This is a genomic window from Psychrobacter sp. M4 (assembly GCF_055699795.1).
Map to the genome: position 1 here is coordinate 1,989,024 of NZ_CM146740.1, position 17,367 is coordinate 2,006,390.

Below are 17,367 nucleotides of genomic sequence, written 5' to 3' on the forward strand. Positions count from 1 at the left end.
CTTTTAGGAGCGCGTCGTGAGCCAAGACAAAACTAATGATTCTAAGCAAAATACTCAGACGCCAGACTATCAAACCACATCGCAAACCTCTGCGACAGCGACAGATGCGCCTGCTACCGAGGCTCATGAACAAGACCCTTCAATGCCACCAAAAGAGCCAATACCCGCTCCTTCTGGCTGGTCACCGAAAAAGAAATCGCTGATTAATTTAGGGGTATTGATTGCCCTAATCCTGATTGGAATAGCTATTATCTTATATGCATGGAAACTGCCCCCCTTTACGTCAACTGTGCAGCAAACCAATAATGCTTTTGTGAAAGGTCAAACCACTATTATCAGTCCGCAAGTTTCTGGTTATGTTACCGAGGTAGCCGTAGAGGATTTTGAAAACGTCAAAGAAGGTGACTTACTCGTAAAAATAGATAATCGCAGCTTTCAGCAGCAACTAGAGCAAGCACAAGCTGATATTGAAATAGCTACCACCAATCGCTTAAGCAATGCTCAAGATGTCGAGTCTAGCCAAGCAGAGATTGAAGCGCGTAAAGCAGATTTACATAGCGCCAAAGTTAGTGTCGATAGTGCACGCGAAGATGTTGAGCGTTATCGGGGATTAGATGCCATCGGGGCGGTATCAAGCGCCGAGGTTGCCCATGCTCAAGCAAGGCTTGCTCAGGCTCAAGCTCAGGTTCAGCAGGGCGAGGCTAACCTGCAAGCAGCGCTACAAGCGCGTACCAAAACCAGTAATAGCCGCGCCTCTTTAGAGGCCAATATTAGAAATGTTGAAGCTAAAGCCAAACAAGCTCAAATCAATCTTGATAATACCGTTATTACCGCACCAGAATCAGGGCAGCTTAGTCAAGTGAGCGTCAAATTAGGACAATATGTGAATGCTGGCACGCAGCTTATGTATATCGTCCCTAAAGGTGTCTGGGTTATTGCTAATTTTAAAGAGACTCAAGTGGCTAATATTCAGATTGGTGAGCCTGCTATTATCCATGTTGACGCTCTTAATGGTGCTAAATTTAGTGGCCACGTCAGCAATATCTCACCTGCGACTGGCAGTGAATTTAGTGCTGGAGCCGCCAATCCTGCTACGGGCAATTATATTAAAATAGCTCAGCGTATTCCGGTACGTATTGATTTAGATGACAACCAGTCTGCTCTTGAACAGTTACGTCCTGGGATGTCAGTTGCTGTCGATGTCGATACTAAATTTTATTAAAAACAGAGCGCTATAAAAGCTAAGCTAGCCTTTAAAGGCTAATATTCAAGAGAAATAGCTTAGCTTTTTAAAGTAATATAGTTGATTCACTTTAAAACCGATACGTTAATATTAGGGCAATAAACGTTTGGTTACCCAGCTTGCACCATCTTCATTCTTATAACTCTTATCAAGACTATAAACAATCCGGTCGTGCATCCGGTTGGCGCGTCCTTGCCAAAACTCAATCTCTTCGATAGTAATCTCATAACCGCCCCAAAAATCAGGCGTTGGCACTTTTTTATCCTCTGGGTAGTCGGTCTTTAACTGCTCAAAAGTTTGCTCCATAATCTCACGATTGGCAATTTGACCGCTTTGCGGCTGGCTCACCCATGCGCCAACTTGACTATCGTGCGGACGCTTTTGAAAGTAGGTATCAGATTTATCAGAATTTATTTTAGCAATATGACCGCTAATACGCACCTGACGCTCAAGCTCATGCCAAAAAAACAATACCTCAGCATTAGGATTCTCCGCGATATCTTGTCCTTTGGCGCTCTCATAGTTGGTATAAAATATGATACCACTATCAGTAATCTCGCGCATCAATACGATACGTACGCTTGGCTTTTTATCCGCACCGCAAGTTGCTAAACTCATGGCATAGGGTTCTTGTACCTGTTGCTCAAGTGCCTCACTTATCCAGCTTTTAAAGAGCTCAAATGGCGACCTAGGTACTAACTGCTGATCAAGCTCGCCTTTTTCGTATGACAAACGCTGATCGGAAAAATCCATACTCATACTGTTTCCTTATTTTCTTTCTTTAGTTATAGTATTTTCATCAAAATGACAAATTAGAGGTAATACTCTATCTACTGATTTGAATTTCAATCGCCACTTTATCAGCTTAATGTATTACAAGTGTTTAATCCTGAGCCTTGACTACTCATTGGTATAATAATCATAGGGAAAATTAACCCCGTGTTTATAGATTTCTTTATCGTCCAGATCTATGATAGCAGGAGACGCTAAAGTTTTGTCTACAAAGGAGTTGTTTATGCAAGATAAATTAGCGACTTCCTGACCTTGTTGATCAAAGATATCCATAAAAACTTTGGCGCCATGAGTCTCTTGCGGCACGCCAATATTATAATACTGATCACTATCTTTAAAGCCAAAGTAAGTAGTATAAGCGCTGCTATCTATCCATCTCAGTAGCGGATTTTGAACGGTAAATGTTACCCCTTGATCCACTTTATCGTGAGTCCCCAGTCTATAATAAACCTCTGGTAAGTCTTTTGCATGACAAATAGCCAGCATACGCTGTTGTGGCTCATCCATTTGGCAAGAAACAAGGGCTACTTCCGTTTTTTGACACAAAGATGAGGCCTCAAAGCTTGACAGAGGCTGATCATGAGTGTCAGCACTATGCACGCAAGAGGCGAGCACCGAAGCTAATAGTAAAAGGTAGTTTTTATAGCTCACTAAAATATTCCTTCGGCTTCTAGATAAGCCGCCTGTCTTCTATCTAAGCCTTCATTGCCACCATTGACGCGGCGGGTCACTGCTCTGACATCAGCGTAGCCTTTGCCTGAATCGGCTGCTAGATAAATTCTATAGTGCAGCCAAAAATACATAGCGCTGCGTATAGCATAAGGCATCTTGTTGATCAGCTCAGGATTAGTGACAGTATCGGGAACCTCATCATCCCAATATTTAGCGTAGTTTTGCATAAAGCCATCATATTTTTCATAACCGGTAATTTGAATCAATCCACGGCCGCGAAAGTTATGGCCATCTTCTGGGTTGCTGGCGCGGTTACCATTTAGACGCTGAAAGTGTTTACGGCCAACTGCGCGCTCATCGGCTCGTCTGATAAACCCTCCGGTTACCGGATCTTTTAAGTAACCATCTTGCTCTGCCTCTTTAGGGTTTTGTTTATAGTAAAGGCTAAACCTTTTTAACGCTTCAGGAGAATAGTTCCAGCCTTCGGTCTGACCCTCAAGTAAGCTACCCGTCTCACCTTTAATCTGTGCAAAAAAGTGCCGCTGTCTAAGCGCAGTATCAAGCTTAAATTCGTCGGCCTTAGCATTGACTTCTCTGGCAATGATATATCTATCTAAAATCGAAGAATCGGGGAACATCTGTTTTAGTTGCGCAGGTGTTATAAAACTTGGCGGATTAGGCATAACCATATCTTAGCTGGACTTTGATTCTAGCATAACAAAAGGACATCCAAAAAAATAGCAGACTCAAGTGCTTCTTAAGTCTGCTATAGATTTCTAAAAATACTGTACTGTAAGGCTATATTCTGTAACTATATACTAGCCCAGTACTGCCTTAACTTTATCGGCTAATTCATTCGCCATAACATCACATTCTATCTCATCATCCGACTCTACCATCACTCGAATCATAGGCTCGGTGCCGGACTGACGAATCAGAAGACGACCACGACCTTCTAAAGTGGCACGGGCTTTATCAAAAGCGGCGACCAACTCTTCGTGCTCGAATGGGTCTTGCATTTTAGACAAGCGCACATTGACAAGCTTTTGTGGTAATTCTTCAAAACCGCGGGTCAGCTCGCTCAAAGACTTGCCTTGAGCTTGCATTACAGCCAACACTTGTAGGCCTGCGATAATTGCATCACCTGTACGACTTTTATCCAAACACAAAATGTGTCCTGACGGCTCCCCGCCCAGAATCCAATCATTGGCCTCAAGCTCTTGCATAACATAACGATCGCCTACTTTTGCACGAGTAAATTCGACATTGGCTGCCTTCAATGCCAGCTCTAAACCCATATTGGTCATCAAAGTACCCACAACTCCAGCAACACGGTCTTGATCTTGCGTAGCAAGTACGTACAAAATACCATCACCATCGACCAATCTGCCCGTTTCATCGACCATTACGATGCGATCTCCATCGCCATCAAGGGCAATACCGACATCAGCGCTATGGTCTAATACCGCCTGCTGTAAGCCCTCAGGATGTGTGGAGCCGCAATCAGCATTAATATTAACCCCATCAGGGGTGTTGTTGATAGCAATTACCGTAGCACCTAGCTCGCGCATGACTCTGGGTGCGACACTATAACCGGCACCATTGGCGCAATCTACTACCACAGTCAAATGGCTCAGATCATATTGATAAGGAAAGCTGCCTTTACAAAACTCAATGTAGCGACCTTTAGCATCATTGATACGTCGATTCTTACCTAGTTTGGCTGGATCATGAATTGGCATTGGCACTTCATCATTAGTATCCATGATAGCTTTCATTTTATCATTGATAGCATTTTGCACCTCATCAGTAAGCTTTTTGCCGTCACCGGAGAAAAACTTAATACCGTTATCATAATAAGGATTGTGCGAGGCTGAGATAACTACGCCTGCGTCAGCGTGAAAGCTACGTGTTAGATGGGCAATAGCGGGAGTTGGTAGCGGGCCTAGCATATGCACATCAACACCTGCTGCGTTAAACCCTGCTTGTAAAGCTCCTTCGATCACATAACCTGAGAGGCGAGTATCTTTACCGATCAGCACGCTGGGCTTACGGTTAGGATTGTCGTTGTTTTCTACCAGTACCAGTCCAGTCACGTAACCTAATTTTAAAATAAAATCAGGAGTAATAGGCAGTTCACCGAATTTTCCACGAATACCATCAGTACCAAAATAGCTCATTATAATTATATCCTTATGCTAGCAATTAAGAATGACAGACTAAATATACTATCGCTAGTACAGTCTATCTGTTATTTTATTTTACAAAATAAAATAGCCGACAACACACGAGCATTGTCGACTTTTTGTATTCTGATAGCATTATATATCAATGAATGAATATTTAAAGCAATAATTTAGTTAACAGAAATTTAGTCAAAATTATTTAGCCAACACGGTAGTTAGGTGCTTCTTTGGTGATCTGTACATCATGAACGTGTGACTCTTTCATGCCTGCTGAAGTTACTTTGATAAACTGAGGCTTGCTACGCATCTCCTCAATCGTAGCGCAGCCAGTATAGCCCATTGATGAGCGCAGACCACCAATCAGTTGATTTACGATGCCAGCAACGGGGCCTTTATATGGAACACGGCCCTCAATACCTTCAGGTACTAACTTCTCCACGCCATCTTTTGCATCTTGAAAGTAGCGATCTGAGGAACCATGCTGGCCTGACATCGCGCCAAGACTACCCATACCGCGGTACGCTTTGTAATAACGACCTTGGAATAGCTCAACCTCACCAGGTGCCTCTTCGGTACCTGCCATCAGCGAACCTACCATGATACAAGATGCACCCGCAGCGATAGCCTTTGCCATATCACCTGAGTAGCGAATACCACCATCGGCGATCAAAGGGATACTATCTTGTAAGGCGCTTGCCACGTTATCGATAGCGGAGATTTGTGGCACACCGATACCAGCGATAATACGCGTAGTACAGATAGAACCTGGACCGATACCAACCTTTACTGCGTCAGCGCCTGCATCACGTAACGCTTTTGCAGCATCGCCAGTAGCAATATTACCGCCGATGACTTGAATATTTGGGTAATTCTTTTTGATCCAAGAGACCTTATCAATCACGCCTTTTGAATGACCATGCGCTGTATCTACCACGATGACATCGATATCAGCAGCAATTAATGCTTCTACCCGTGCCTCAGCATCAGCGCCTGTGCCTACAGCGCCGCCGACTCGTAGACGACCTTTTTCATCTTTACAAGCATTGGGGTTGTTTTCAGCTTTAGTAAAATCATTGACTGTGATGAGACCGCGTAGACGAAAGCTATCGTCAATCACAATAACCTTTTCGATACGGTGTTCATGCAGTAGTTTTTTGATATTTTCATTGCTCTCACCTTCTTGCACGGTAACGAGCTGATCTTTTGGGGTCATAATATTGCTGACAGGCAGCGATAGATTGGTCTCAAAGCGCCAGTCACGGTGGGTTACAATACCGACCACTTTATCAGTGCCCTTCTCAACCACCGGTACCCCTGAGATATTATTATCTTGGGTCAGCTGCAGTAAGTCGCCAATAGTCATCTCTGGATGTACGGTAATAGGATCAACCACCGTACCGGCTTCGAACTTTTTGACTCGGCGCACTTGGGTGGCTTGCTGAACGATATCCATACTTTTATGCAAAATACCAATACCCCCTAGCTGCGCCATGGTAATAGCCATTTCAGACTCAGTAACCGTATCCATAGCAGCAGAGATTAAAGGCAGGTTTAAATTGATGTTTTTGGTCAAGCGAGTAGAGAGATCGGCAGCTTTTGGTAGGACTTCAGAATAGGCCGGTAACAATAAAACGTCATCAAAAGTTAAAGCTTCATCGACAATACGCAACATACATACCCCTAGTAGTGGTTATTTTGATGGGTGGGATATGGTATCAGCAATACCATTTATCCCTTAAAAATAACGCCATATTATAACAAATAAGCGCACGGCTCGCATAATATATTTGTCAGCTTATCAGGAATACTCTTTTGCTTGATAAAGCCCTAACCTTCTTTAAAAGTAATACGATCGGCAGGTAGATAGGGTTTTTGTTCGTCATATAAGTAAGCTAGCATCTGTTCGCGTATATCACACTCCATAGCCCACGCATTATCAGGACCATCAGAGGACATAGCGCAGCGCAGTTTAATGGTATCCTCATCCATGGATACAGCCAGCACTACAGGATCCGTTTCACCATCCCACAGCTCATGTGCTTTCACAAGCTCAAAGAACTTTTGGCGCACCTCCTCAATATCAATACCATAATCTAGATATAGATACATTGGACGCATTTGCTGCAGCTCAGGGTGTGACCAGTTCTCTACTATCTCAGTGACAAAGTAGCGCATCGGTATAAACAGATGACGCTCATCCCAAGTTTTGAGTATGGCATAAGTGTAACGCAGATCATGGACCGTACACCACGTACCATCAATCATAACGGTGTCACCGATACGAATGGGCTGGGTTACCGCAATCTGCATACCAGCGACGATATTACCCAGTGTAGGTTGGGCGGCAATACCAATAACTACGCCGGCGATGCCTGCTGAGGTCAATAAGGTTTTGCCTAACCCTTCAAGGTTGGCAAATTCGCTGAGGCCAATCCATATGCCGCCAAGGATCATAACAAAGATAAAAATGCGGCGAAACACGGATACATAAGTGCTGCGAATACGGTATTTATCGTACTCTTCCTCATCCAAGCCTTCGATATGAAAATCTTGATAGCGATTAGCAAAAAAGTTGATGATGCGAATACCCAGCCAAATAGCGCTTAGCGTTAAAGCGATCCATACGATGGGTCTGGTAGTCGTTGCTACAGCATCTATAAAAGGAAAACCGCCTGAAACCAAGGTAAATACTAAAGACAAGCTGATAGTAAAAGTTAAAGGAACGGTCAGCTTGTTTACCAAATCGGTTATGCTTTTTTTGCTGCCGACTTTGGAGAGATCATCATCTTCGCCGACATACCAATTGATTATTGCGCCCGTAATTTTACTAAATACCCAGCCAAGTCCCATTGTTGCCAAAAAGAACAATATTAATGCTAAGAACTCCCAAACAGCGATGTCAAAGAACCTTAGCGTTAATATAGAGGGCAAATAGCGCTCAAACGTGGCTGGTTTATACTGTGCATAAAGATTGTCGATGTTGCCAACAGTTTGTGCGGAGAACACCCAAATAGGCGCACTGTCGCCCACTCGTACGCGCTGCATAGTAATGGGCACTTGACGCTCGCGGTAGTCCATATAACCAAGCTGAATAGAGCGGCGCGGGATACCGCTAATACTGCTACTACTGCCAATAGGCGGCTCGACTAGCCCATCAGGACGATCTGGTAGATCGTCAAAGACATAAAGATCTTTTTTATCGAGTAAAAAGTCAAGACGCTTGGCAAGTTCAATACCTCGGCTAGGCTGCGTTTTAGGATCAAGCAAATTCATATTTAGCGCATGAGCGGCTAAGTCAGACTGCTGCTTCATGACCGCTGATTGAAAAAACTCTAATGTCGCAAGCGGCGTTGCTAGATTTGGCGGCGGGGATAAGGGCGGCAGACCGGTGTTCAGCTCATCTAATAGAAGATAGTTTGCGTTATAGTCGCCTGAGAGCGCCGTATCTCCTTGCATATAACCGGCCTGCTGCACCGCATTACGCTCGGTTGAGTTGATAGCCTCACTTACGTTGTCAGGCAAATTAATACCTTCTTCTTTTAAAGTCTCAACCTCCTGCTCGATATATCCCATTAGATCATCAGCTTGACCAGCTACTTGCTCTTGAATATCAGGTTGAGTGCTGTCTGTAGCCGCTTGTACTGATGTAGAGATGACACTGAAGGCGATTATTAAAAAACTAAGTATGAAACGTACTAAGTTATGTCCTTCCTCATAGCGCTTAGTCCTGCTATTGTAAGATTTAAGACTATCTAGCGGCCTATGATTAACAATATTCTTAAAAGTATCCATCTCAAAAGTACTCATCTCAAAGATACCAATATTTTGGCAGTTGTATTATAAAAAGTCTGCGTCATAAAATCTTGGCTTTAGTTTGGTAACAAACTAAAGCAGAAGACAAAAAAAAGCCAGCGTTAAACTGACTTTTTTTATTAGTATACGTACTTGTTATCTACATGATTCTATCAAATTTCTTTGAAAGTGATACGCTCAGCAGGTAGATATGGTTTTTGCTCGTCGTAAAGATAAGCTAGCAGGTGCTCGCGAACCTCACATTGCAGCATCCAACCATCATCAGGATTGTCAGCCGCTAGAGTACCATATAACTCAATGGTATCTCTATCTACGGACAACACTTGTAGCATAGGCTCAGTCTTGCCATCCCAGTACTCACTACCCTGCACCACTTCAACGTATTTTTTACGAACGTCATCTACTTTGATACCGTAGTCCACCAGCATCGATACGGTAAACGTTTGATGCGGGTCAGGATGTGACCAGTTCTCAACAGTTTCAGTCACAAAATAACGCATTGGTACAAACAAGCGGCGCTCGTCCCAAGTTTTGATAGTGGCATAGGTATAACCTAAATCCTCAACCGTGCTCCAGTTACCATCATACATAATCGTATCGCCAATACGTATCGGCTGAGTCATAGCTATCTGTAAGCCTGCGACAATATTGCCAAGCGTTGGCTGCGCTGCAATACCAATCACCACGCTCAAAATACCAGCGGAGGTCAACAAGGTTTTGCCAAAGCCTTCAAGATTGACAAATTCGCTCAGGCCAATCCAAACACTGCCAATGACCATAACAAAGATAAAAACGCGCCTGAATACCGATAGATAAGTGATGCGTTTGCGATATTCGTCATAATCTTCATCACCTAAGCTGTCGATTTGGATATCCTCGTAACGATTGGCAAAAAAGTTAATAATTCGAACCCCAAGCCAAATAGTACTCAGTACCAAAATTATCCAGATAATAGGCCGAGTGGCAGTAGCGATAGCTTCTACAAAAGGAAAACCACCTGAGACTAAGGTAAATACTAAGGAGAAGCTGATAGTAAAGGTCAGCGGTACGGTAAACTTATTGATCAAGTCTGCAATGCTTTTTTTATGGCCAATATAAGAGCCGTCTTTCTTGTCACTACTATAGCGATTTATCACTAGCCCTGTCAGTTTACTGACCACCCAGCCCAGCCCTAAAGTTATGATAAAGAAAACAAGTAGAGCAAAGTACTCCCAAACCGCAATGCCAAAGACTCGTAAGGTCAAAAGTGCAGGCAAATAGCTTTCAAACTCTGCCGGTTTATACTGCTCATAAAGCTTATCGATATGACTAACCGTTTGTGCTGAAAACACCCAAACAGGAGCACTTTCGTCTACCCTAACCCTTTCCACAAATATCGGTATTCGATGTCCGCGATAATCTATATTACCAAGCCGAATTGAGCGGCGCGAGATGCCCTGAATGCTAGTTCCGCCACCAAGAGAAGGCTCTATCAGCCCATCTGGACGATCTGGCATCTTATTAAAATTATAAAGCTTTCTTCTATTTAATAAAAAATCAAGACGTTTAGCCAGCTCAGTACCGCGACTAGATTGAATACTTGGGTCAAACAAGTTCATATTTAGCGCATAAGCGGCCAGATCATAGCGCCCCATCGTCGCAGCTGTCTGAAAAAACTCTAATGTCGCCATTGGGGTTAATAGATTTGGCGGTGGTGATAAAGTTGGCAGGCCTGTATTGAGCTCATCTAAAACATAGTAGTTTGCATCATAATCACCTGTAAGCCCTGTCTCTACTTGTAGCTTATCAGCTTGCTTTGCTGCCGCCCTCTCTTCGCTTATCTCCAAAGCCTCATTCAAATTGCCCAGCAGTTCAGGTCCCTCTTCTTTGAGCGTCTCAACCTCTTGCTCAATATATTCTATTAAGCCCTCAGGCTCCCAAGCTTGCTGCTGTGTTGGTTGCTGAGCACTAGTTAGATCCTGTACATCTGCAGGTACACTACTCTCATCTGCTGCTACCCTAGAAAAAGCAGGAAGACTAAGAGTAAGGCTAAGCAAGATCATCAAAAAGAAATTTATCAAGGGCATCGAATTATACCGTCTATAAAACCAAGGGTGAGCTGCGCTAGTACGTAAAATAAGTCAGTACATAAAAAAAGCCAGCGTTAAGCTGACTTTATCTACTAATATCAGTAGTGATGTTATAGTTTGCGTTTATTTATAACAGTATATGTGTTAAGTGCAGTGTTACGCACGCCGCCAAGTGGTACCGCTTTGACTATCCTCAAGCTCAATGCCTGCCTCTTTTAATTGTACGCGTATCTCATCAGCGCGAGCAAAGTCTTTGTTGATTTTGGCATTAGCGCGCTCAAGGATTAGCTCATCTATACTAGCATCGCTCAAACCGTCTTGGGACTTATCACCAACCATCGCCTGTAAAAAATGTTGGGCTGGTTGTTGTAGTATGTTCAGCGGCTTGGCTAAGGCTTTGAGCTGCTGCGCTAACTGCTGCGCTGTAACTGTATCTTCAGCTTTGATAGCTTTATTGATGTCGCGGGCCAGCTTAAATAGCACACTAATAGCCGCTGAGCTATTAAAATCATCATTCATCGCTGCAATAAAATCTTGTCCGGCTTTGCTCTCATATGCTTCATTAATTAGGTTATCGTTAAGCTTTAGGGTCTGATCTTGTTGTTGTTCAGCAGATTGCTGTTCAGTAGACTTAAGGGCTTGATATAATCTGCTTAGGCTATTATGAGCTTCATCTAAAGCACTATCTGAGAAGTTCACTTGACTGCGATAATGACTGGATAATAAGAAAAAACGTACGGTTTCTGGATGATACTTTGCGATTACCTCGCGAATGGTGGAGAAGTTACCCAAAGATTTGGACATCTTTTCGCCATCGACATTGATAAAGCCGGCATGCATCCAATAACGGGCATACTCACAGCCCGTGGCCGCCTCTGACTGGGCAATCTCATTTTCGTGATGCGGAAACTGCAAGTCGTGGCCACCGCCATGGATATCAAAGGTATTACCCAAAGACTTGGTGGACATGGCTGAGCATTCAATATGCCAGCCTGGACGTCCCTGACCCCAAGGCGATGCCCATTGCGGCTCATCAGGCTTGGCCGCTTTCCACAATACAAAATCAAAGGGACTACGCTTGTCACTCTCTACGTCAACCCGTGATCCTGCTTGCAAGTCTTCAAGATTACGTTTAGATAGTTTGCCATAATCAGCAAAGCTATCGACAGCGTAGTAGACATCACCGTTATTGCCAGTATAAGCGTAGTCGCTATTGACTAGCGTCTCAATCATTTGCTGCATCTCATCAATATAGTCAGTGGCACGCGGCTCGCTATCAGGCGCCAGACATCCCAAAGCGGCAAAATCCTCATGCATGGCCTTGATAAAACGCTGAGTCAAAGTCCCAATAGCCTCGCCATTTTCATTGGCTCGGGCAATGATTTTGTCATCAATATCAGTAATATTGCGCACATAATTGACGTCGTACCCAAGCTGCGTAAGCCAGCGTACGACCATATCAAAAGCGACCATCAGCCTAGCATGACCAATGTGACAATAATCGTACACCGTCATACCGCACACATACATCCCTACTTGTCCAGCATTGATAGGTTTGAATGATTGCTTACGTCCAGACAAAGAGTCGTAAATAGACAGCTGCGACATCGCCTTGGCAAGTGGGGTAGTCATAATAAAATAACCTTTTGATTACAGTATGAAGAATTAATCGTTATAAACCGCGTTAAAACGCTGCTCATTTTTATAACCTTGTATCTTAGCGAAAATAACTATGAAATACTATAAGAGGCGCACAAGCAATAAACATTCAGTTATAAAAAGGATCGATCTATGGGTAATCGTTTAAGTAAGATATATACTCGTACTGGAGATGATGGTAGTACAGGGATGGCAGATGGTAGCCGCGTGAGTAAAGCGGACAGTCTATTTAGCGTTATGGGGGATATCGATGAGCTCAACTCGCACATAGGCTTAGTACGCGCGCATCTAGCACAAATAGCTAACGATCAAGGATTACCGCAGCGCCTACAAGAGCATAAAGAGATAGATTTTACTCAAGTCTTAATCATTATTCAGCACTTGTTATTCAATATCGGCGGCGAGCTTGCTATGCCAGAATACGAAGGTATCAATGCCGACCATATCAGTTGGCTTGAGCAGCAAATCGATGCCATGAATAACCACTTACCGCCTCTCAAGGATTTTATTTTGCCAACAGGCTCAGTGCTTGTCAGTCAGCTCCATGTAGCCCGTACCGTGTGTCGCCGAAGCGAGCGCCAAGCTGTTATGTTGCAGCAGCAGCGCGCGCAGGCAATTCGCCCTACCGCAGTTAGTTTTATTAATCGCTTGTCTGACTGGTTGTTTGTGGCCGCGCGTTTTTGCACTGACCCGGCACAGGTCTCTGAGGTATTATGGAACAATCAAGTATTACAGGATTTGAAGATTGATAAGCAATAATTGAGAAATCATCTAAAGCTATTTAAGCAAGCTATCTGAGAAAGCTAATTAAAAAGCTAATCGAAAAACAAAATGCTCGCCATCCATTTGGAGCACGAGCATTTTTATCTCTTCGGTTTTAACGAAAGACGTTGTTAATAAACCGCGCTTTCATCCTCGATAATGACCATATCTATACTGTCATCATTGGGCGCAGCTTTAGGCATCTCCGGTGTTGTAGGTGCCTGCGCATCAACACTAGGTAGCGCTGCTTGACTATTATTTTCGTTAACAGTAGGTGGTGTTGGCGGTGCAGCAGGTTCAGCTGGACGCGTAGGCTCTATAGGAGTCACGACAATGGGCTGACGAGCGCGCTCCTCTCTCTCAATTCGCGCCGCTTCACGACGTCTTGCTGCCTGTTCAGCTTGACGCTCGGCTTCTTGGGCTCGGCGTGCAGCTTGACGTGTATCCACTGCTGACTTGACAGTTGAGCTTGCCACCACATCGGCTACGATAGTGACTAAGGCGGGTTGTCCGGCCATACGCACTTGTATCTGACCGCCGCGCGTGCCTGCAACATAAGCAAAGGCATCATCGACTAACATATTATTATTCATACGAATGTTTTGCTGAGCCAAGCGTGTTTGCAAACTAGGCTGATTATTAGCAGCACCTATTTGACTGGCTTGATACAGATCTTCACTAGGTAGTGTCATACTGACACTAGCTTGACAGGTAGTCATACCATTAGCGTTAGCTTCTTGCAAAACCGCAGTATTTTGTATATCAATTAAGATACCATTGACCTTACTACTAATGACACTATTGTCTATACTGACTTCAGCTGCGCTAGCATAATTGGCTGCCAACGTTTGAGCTTGTTGATTAAGCGTACTTTTTAGAGCGGTTTTGAGACGTTCCTGTACCATTGGATTATCGCAGCTAACAGCTGGCGGCGTTTCTTTTTCACTCACTGTAGGCTCTTCAGTAGTGATCTGTGCTGTCTCAGTAGCACTTTCAGTTTCTGCCTCTTTGTCCGAGCGATCACAACCTACAACGGCCAAACCGCATATCACACCAATACCGGCTACTTGCTGCCATTTGAACCGTTCTTTATTTACTACGCTCATCTTTTTTTGCTCCCCATTTACTCTGCTATTTGTAACTAGCATTGTCGTCTGCATTGCTGTAATTGTCGTCCGCGTTGCCACAAAGGCTCAATAATTTTGGACGATAGACCTCAAAATCAGGATATTATACGAGGTTTGTAGAAGATGGTCACCACTGTAGACCATTGATATACAAATAAATCCTATCAAGCAGCTTAATATCCGCTTTAGTTGCAAAAAAATAACAAAAACTTGTCAAAACCCTTGTATAAGCTCCTAATTTGTACTTAAAATGAGTTATTCATCATTAGTAACTTGTATGAGCTATTGACTCAAAATGCTACTGATAATTAATAACCATGGGGTAGTAAATACTTATGGTAAAACTTGGCAACACTAGAATCTTAGGTCATCGCGGCGCTCGTAACGAAGCGTTGGAGAATACACTATCTGCTTTTCAGCACGCTCATGGTTTGCATGCACGCGGCTTGGCTGGCGTAGAGTTTGATGTGCAGCTAACCGCTGACAATCATTTAATAGTGTTCCATGATGAGACCCTACAGCGCTTATGCGGGGTACAATCACGAGTAGACCAACTTAGCCTTGCAGAGATTGAGCGCCATCTACAATCAGGGCATCAGATTATCACTTTAGATAAACTAGCACAAAAGCTCTCAGATTCTTCTCAATCATGGCTCCCAGAGCATGAAGTATCGAGTCAAGGCTTTGTAGCTCCTAATTATTTCTTATTTAAGAACCTTTGCTTTGATTCTCCCCTATCTAAATTTACTCATATCGAATTAGAAATCAAAACTCATAGTCGCACTCCTCATTCTAAGCTTATTCAAGCACTGATAGACTATTTTGTTGATACCCCTCTTGCCAGCCTCCCTATTGTTTTGACCACTTTTGACGTGCAACTCCTTAACCAATTGCGACATAACAAGTTTTTGGCAACCATCCCGCGCGGGTTGTTAGTACGTCTACCAGAACTGCTAGCTACAGCTTCTAATACTGCATTACAGTTGGGCTGTGTTCAGCTAGGAATATATCACCCGCTAATTACTCAGGCTATTATTCAAGAAGCCCACCGTTATAATTTACTGGTAAGCGCATGGACCGTAAATGACATCGAAATAGCTAAACAGCTAGCTCAGTGGCAGGTTGATGTAATTATTACAGATATTCCAACACAGATGCTATGACTACAAGTGAGCTGAATATTAACATTGTAATAACGCTTTACATTATGTAGCTATTATTTAACACACTAACATAATAGTAGCTTTGTTTACACTTTCCCTCAATTCCTGATACCTAACAGGGTATTTACAATATAGTGAGATATAACTCATACAAGTTATTGTTATTTCTTACTATTTTTCTAGTGTATAAACGTTCACTTTCTTTAGCTTTTAGGGTAATATAGAGCCTGAAACTAATACCGTTAGGAATATTATATGATTGCAAAAAAAGCAATTGACTTACCGCTTAAGAGCTTAGGTTTCGCTATCAGATCTGGTGACACTGTGCTGCGTCATGCTACTACGCAAGTGACACGTTTTAAAACATGGTTTGATAGTACTAAAACTAAGAGCGCGCTTAATGAGCAGCCAGCCACGAACCTTAGTCGTGCAAGCTTGGTTGATCAAAGCGATGTTTCTACTAAGAGTCAGCCAGTCGACTTACGTGAGCTTGAGTTTAAAAAAGCGCCTATTAACTGGATACCAGCGACTATTTTGGTGGCAACACCAATTGCTGCTGCAATCATTACGCCGTGGTATTTATTTACTCATCAAGTGAGTGCACCGGTTTGGGGTGTATTTGGCGCGTTTATGGTGTGGACAGGTATCAGTATTACTGCTGGCTACCATCGCCTGCTGGCGCACCGTGCTTATAAAGCGCATCCCGTGGTCAAAAACTTTTTACTACTAGGCTCGACGCTTGCCGTACAGGGCTCAGCTTTTGATTGGGTCTCCGGTCACCGTAGTCATCATCGTCATGTTGACGATCCTATGGATGATCCGTATTCAGCGAAACGTGGCTTTTTCTTTAGTCATATCGGTTGGATGCTGCGCAATTATCCTAGCGGTAACTTTGATTATAAGAATATTCCAGACTTAACTAAGGACAAAGTGCTCCAAATCCAGCATAAATATTATGGTCTTTGGGTTTTGGCTGCAAACGTAGGTTTGGTCGCTGCAGTGGGTTGGTTAATTGGTGACGTCTGGGGTACTTTGGTACTTGCTGGCTTATTGCGTCTGGTATTGACTCATCATTTTACTTTCTTTATCAATTCGCTATGCCATATGTTTGGCACTCGTCCTTATACCGATACCAATACAGCACGTGATAACTTTATCTTAGCGATCTTTACTTGGGGCGAAGGCTACCACAACTATCATCATTTCTTCCAATACGACTACCGCAACGGGGTGAAATGGTGGCAGTATGATCCAACTAAATGGTTGATCGCTGGTCTATCAAAGGTAGGCCTAACTACTGATTTGCGTACTATTGACGATACTACGATCAAGCACGCTGAGGTGCAAATGCAATTTAAGCAGGCGCAGCAGCAGATTGATAACGTTAACGCGAGCGGTATTGATCTTCCTCACGTTATGAAGAGCTTCCAAGACCGGATTAAGTTTGAGTATGATGCTTTTACCAAAACCGTTGAAGAATGGCAAGCGCTAAAAGCTAAAGCCATTGAGATGAAAAAGACAGAATTTGCAGATCGCTTGCATGAAGTCGATGATAATCTTAAGCACGAATATGCCAAGATTGAACGAAAAATCTTTGAGCATAATGACAACTTAAAGATTGCTTTTCGCACAATTGGTCATTCTAAAAAGGCCGCTTAATAAGTACGACTTACGTTGATTTAACATCAATTTAACATCGTGACTTTCTTAACATTGTGATTTTAATAACTACTTTAAACATCTACCCTTCATCTTAAATAGATGGAGGGTTTTTTTGTTATTAAAGTTGGTTTATCAATAAGAGTAGTAATAACGTAGGTGCGCCTGCAAACGTTTACAACAAGTGTGCATTACAGGATAAAAACACAGTCTAACAGCTAC

The 17,367-nt window shown here is 43.2% G+C and carries 13 protein-coding genes; 4 read left to right on the forward strand and 9 right to left on the reverse strand.

The window, feature by feature from the left end; translation table 11 throughout:
• Positions 1 to 16 precede the first annotated feature (16 nt).
• Complete coding sequence (locus ACR63N_RS08100) at positions 17 to 1,222, forward strand: HlyD family secretion protein (RefSeq protein WP_367104347.1); 1,206 nt, start codon at positions 17 to 19, stop codon at positions 1,220 to 1,222.
• A 111-nt stretch (positions 1,223 to 1,333) separates the two neighbouring features.
• Here the strand turns inward: ACR63N_RS08100 and pdxH are convergent, their stop codons facing one another.
• The 8 genes from pdxH to cysS all read right to left on the reverse strand — a co-directional run bounded on the left by pdxH (position 1,334) and on the right by cysS (position 12,407).
• Entirely contained in the window at positions 1,334 to 1,996 is a 663-nt protein-coding gene (pdxH, locus tag ACR63N_RS08105) for a pyridoxamine 5'-phosphate oxidase (protein WP_367109233.1), read from the reverse strand.
• A 147-nt stretch (positions 1,997 to 2,143) separates the two neighbouring features.
• A complete protein-coding gene (locus ACR63N_RS08110) occupies positions 2,144 to 2,686 on the reverse strand; it encodes a hypothetical protein (RefSeq protein WP_367109212.1) in 543 nt (180 codons plus the stop codon).
• Positions 2,686 to 3,390: a glycoside hydrolase family 19 protein gene (locus ACR63N_RS08115; protein ID WP_367106928.1), complete on the reverse strand. Its 705-nt coding sequence runs from the start codon at positions 3,388 to 3,390 to the stop codon at positions 2,686 to 2,688. Before ACR63N_RS08115 ends, ACR63N_RS08110 begins: the two co-directional genes overlap by 1 nt.
• A gap of 135 nt (positions 3,391 to 3,525) precedes the next feature.
• Positions 3,526 to 4,887, reverse strand: coding sequence for a phosphoglucosamine mutase (gene glmM, locus ACR63N_RS08120; RefSeq protein ID WP_367106927.1), 1,362 nt, complete (start codon positions 4,885 to 4,887; stop codon positions 3,526 to 3,528).
• A 205-nt stretch (positions 4,888 to 5,092) separates the two neighbouring features.
• Entirely contained in the window at positions 5,093 to 6,565 is a 1,473-nt protein-coding gene (guaB, locus tag ACR63N_RS08125) for an IMP dehydrogenase (RefSeq protein WP_367106926.1), read from the reverse strand.
• 155 nt (positions 6,566 to 6,720) lie between these two features.
• Positions 6,721 to 8,700 (reverse strand): mechanosensitive ion channel family protein, encoded by a 1,980-nt coding sequence (locus ACR63N_RS08130; protein ID WP_472781824.1) that lies wholly within the window; start codon positions 8,698 to 8,700, stop codon positions 6,721 to 6,723.
• A 158-nt stretch (positions 8,701 to 8,858) separates the two neighbouring features.
• The gene (locus ACR63N_RS08135) at positions 8,859 to 10,772 is read right to left on the reverse strand and encodes a mechanosensitive ion channel family protein (protein WP_367109210.1); all 1,914 of its coding nucleotides are present in this window, start codon (positions 10,770 to 10,772) and stop codon (positions 8,859 to 8,861) included.
• Between the two features lie 159 nt (positions 10,773 to 10,931).
• Positions 10,932 to 12,407, reverse strand: a complete 1,476-nt coding sequence (gene cysS / locus ACR63N_RS08140) for a cysteine--tRNA ligase (RefSeq protein ID WP_367109209.1) — start codon at positions 12,405 to 12,407, stop codon at positions 10,932 to 10,934.
• A gap of 159 nt (positions 12,408 to 12,566) precedes the next feature.
• On the opposite strand from cysS, the gene ACR63N_RS08145 reads away from it, so the two are divergent.
• Positions 12,567 to 13,193, forward strand: coding sequence for a cob(I)yrinic acid a,c-diamide adenosyltransferase (locus tag ACR63N_RS08145; protein WP_367110062.1), 627 nt, complete (start codon positions 12,567 to 12,569; stop codon positions 13,191 to 13,193).
• 134 nt (positions 13,194 to 13,327) lie between these two features.
• Here ACR63N_RS08145 and ACR63N_RS08150 read toward each other — a convergent pair whose 3' ends face one another.
• Positions 13,328 to 14,302 (reverse strand): hypothetical protein, encoded by a 975-nt coding sequence (locus ACR63N_RS08150; RefSeq protein WP_367104338.1) that lies wholly within the window; start codon positions 14,300 to 14,302, stop codon positions 13,328 to 13,330.
• A gap of 356 nt (positions 14,303 to 14,658) precedes the next feature.
• Here ACR63N_RS08150 and ACR63N_RS08155 point away from each other — a divergent pair, with 356 nt between their 5' ends.
• The gene (locus ACR63N_RS08155) at positions 14,659 to 15,486 is read left to right on the forward strand and encodes a glycerophosphodiester phosphodiesterase (protein WP_367104337.1); all 828 of its coding nucleotides are present in this window, start codon (positions 14,659 to 14,661) and stop codon (positions 15,484 to 15,486) included.
• A gap of 255 nt (positions 15,487 to 15,741) precedes the next feature.
• On the forward strand, positions 15,742 to 17,145 hold the full coding sequence (locus tag ACR63N_RS08160; protein WP_367104336.1) for an acyl-CoA desaturase: 1,404 nt from the start codon (positions 15,742 to 15,744) through the stop codon (positions 17,143 to 17,145).
• Positions 17,146 to 17,367 lie beyond the last annotated feature (222 nt).

Coding starts and splice junctions, on each gene's coding strand:
- pdxH (WP_367109233.1), bottom strand. CDS start 1,996: ATGGATTTTTCCGATCAGCGTTTGTCATACGAAAAAGGCGAGCTTGAT.
- ACR63N_RS08115 (WP_367106928.1), bottom strand. CDS start 3,390: ATGCCTAATCCGCCAAGTTTTATAACACCTGCGCAACTAAAACAGATG.
- glmM (WP_367106927.1), bottom strand. CDS start 4,887: ATGAGCTATTTTGGTACTGATGGTATTCGTGGAAAATTCGGTGAACTG.
- guaB (WP_367106926.1), bottom strand. CDS start 6,565: ATGTTGCGTATTGTCGATGAAGCTTTAACTTTTGATGACGTTTTATTG.
- ACR63N_RS08130 (WP_472781824.1), bottom strand. CDS start 8,700: ATGAGTACTTTTGAGATGGATACTTTTAAGAATATTGTTAATCATAGG.
- ACR63N_RS08135 (WP_367109210.1), bottom strand. CDS start 10,772: ATGCCCTTGATAAATTTCTTTTTGATGATCTTGCTTAGCCTTACTCTT.
- cysS (WP_367109209.1), bottom strand. CDS start 12,407: ATGACTACCCCACTTGCCAAGGCGATGTCGCAGCTGTCTATTTACGAC.
- ACR63N_RS08145 (WP_367110062.1), top strand. CDS start 12,567: ATGGGTAATCGTTTAAGTAAGATATATACTCGTACTGGAGATGATGGT.
- ACR63N_RS08150 (WP_367104338.1), bottom strand. CDS start 14,302: ATGAGCGTAGTAAATAAAGAACGGTTCAAATGGCAGCAAGTAGCCGGT.
- ACR63N_RS08155 (WP_367104337.1), top strand. CDS start 14,659: ATGGTAAAACTTGGCAACACTAGAATCTTAGGTCATCGCGGCGCTCGT.
- ACR63N_RS08160 (WP_367104336.1), top strand. CDS start 15,742: ATGATTGCAAAAAAAGCAATTGACTTACCGCTTAAGAGCTTAGGTTTC.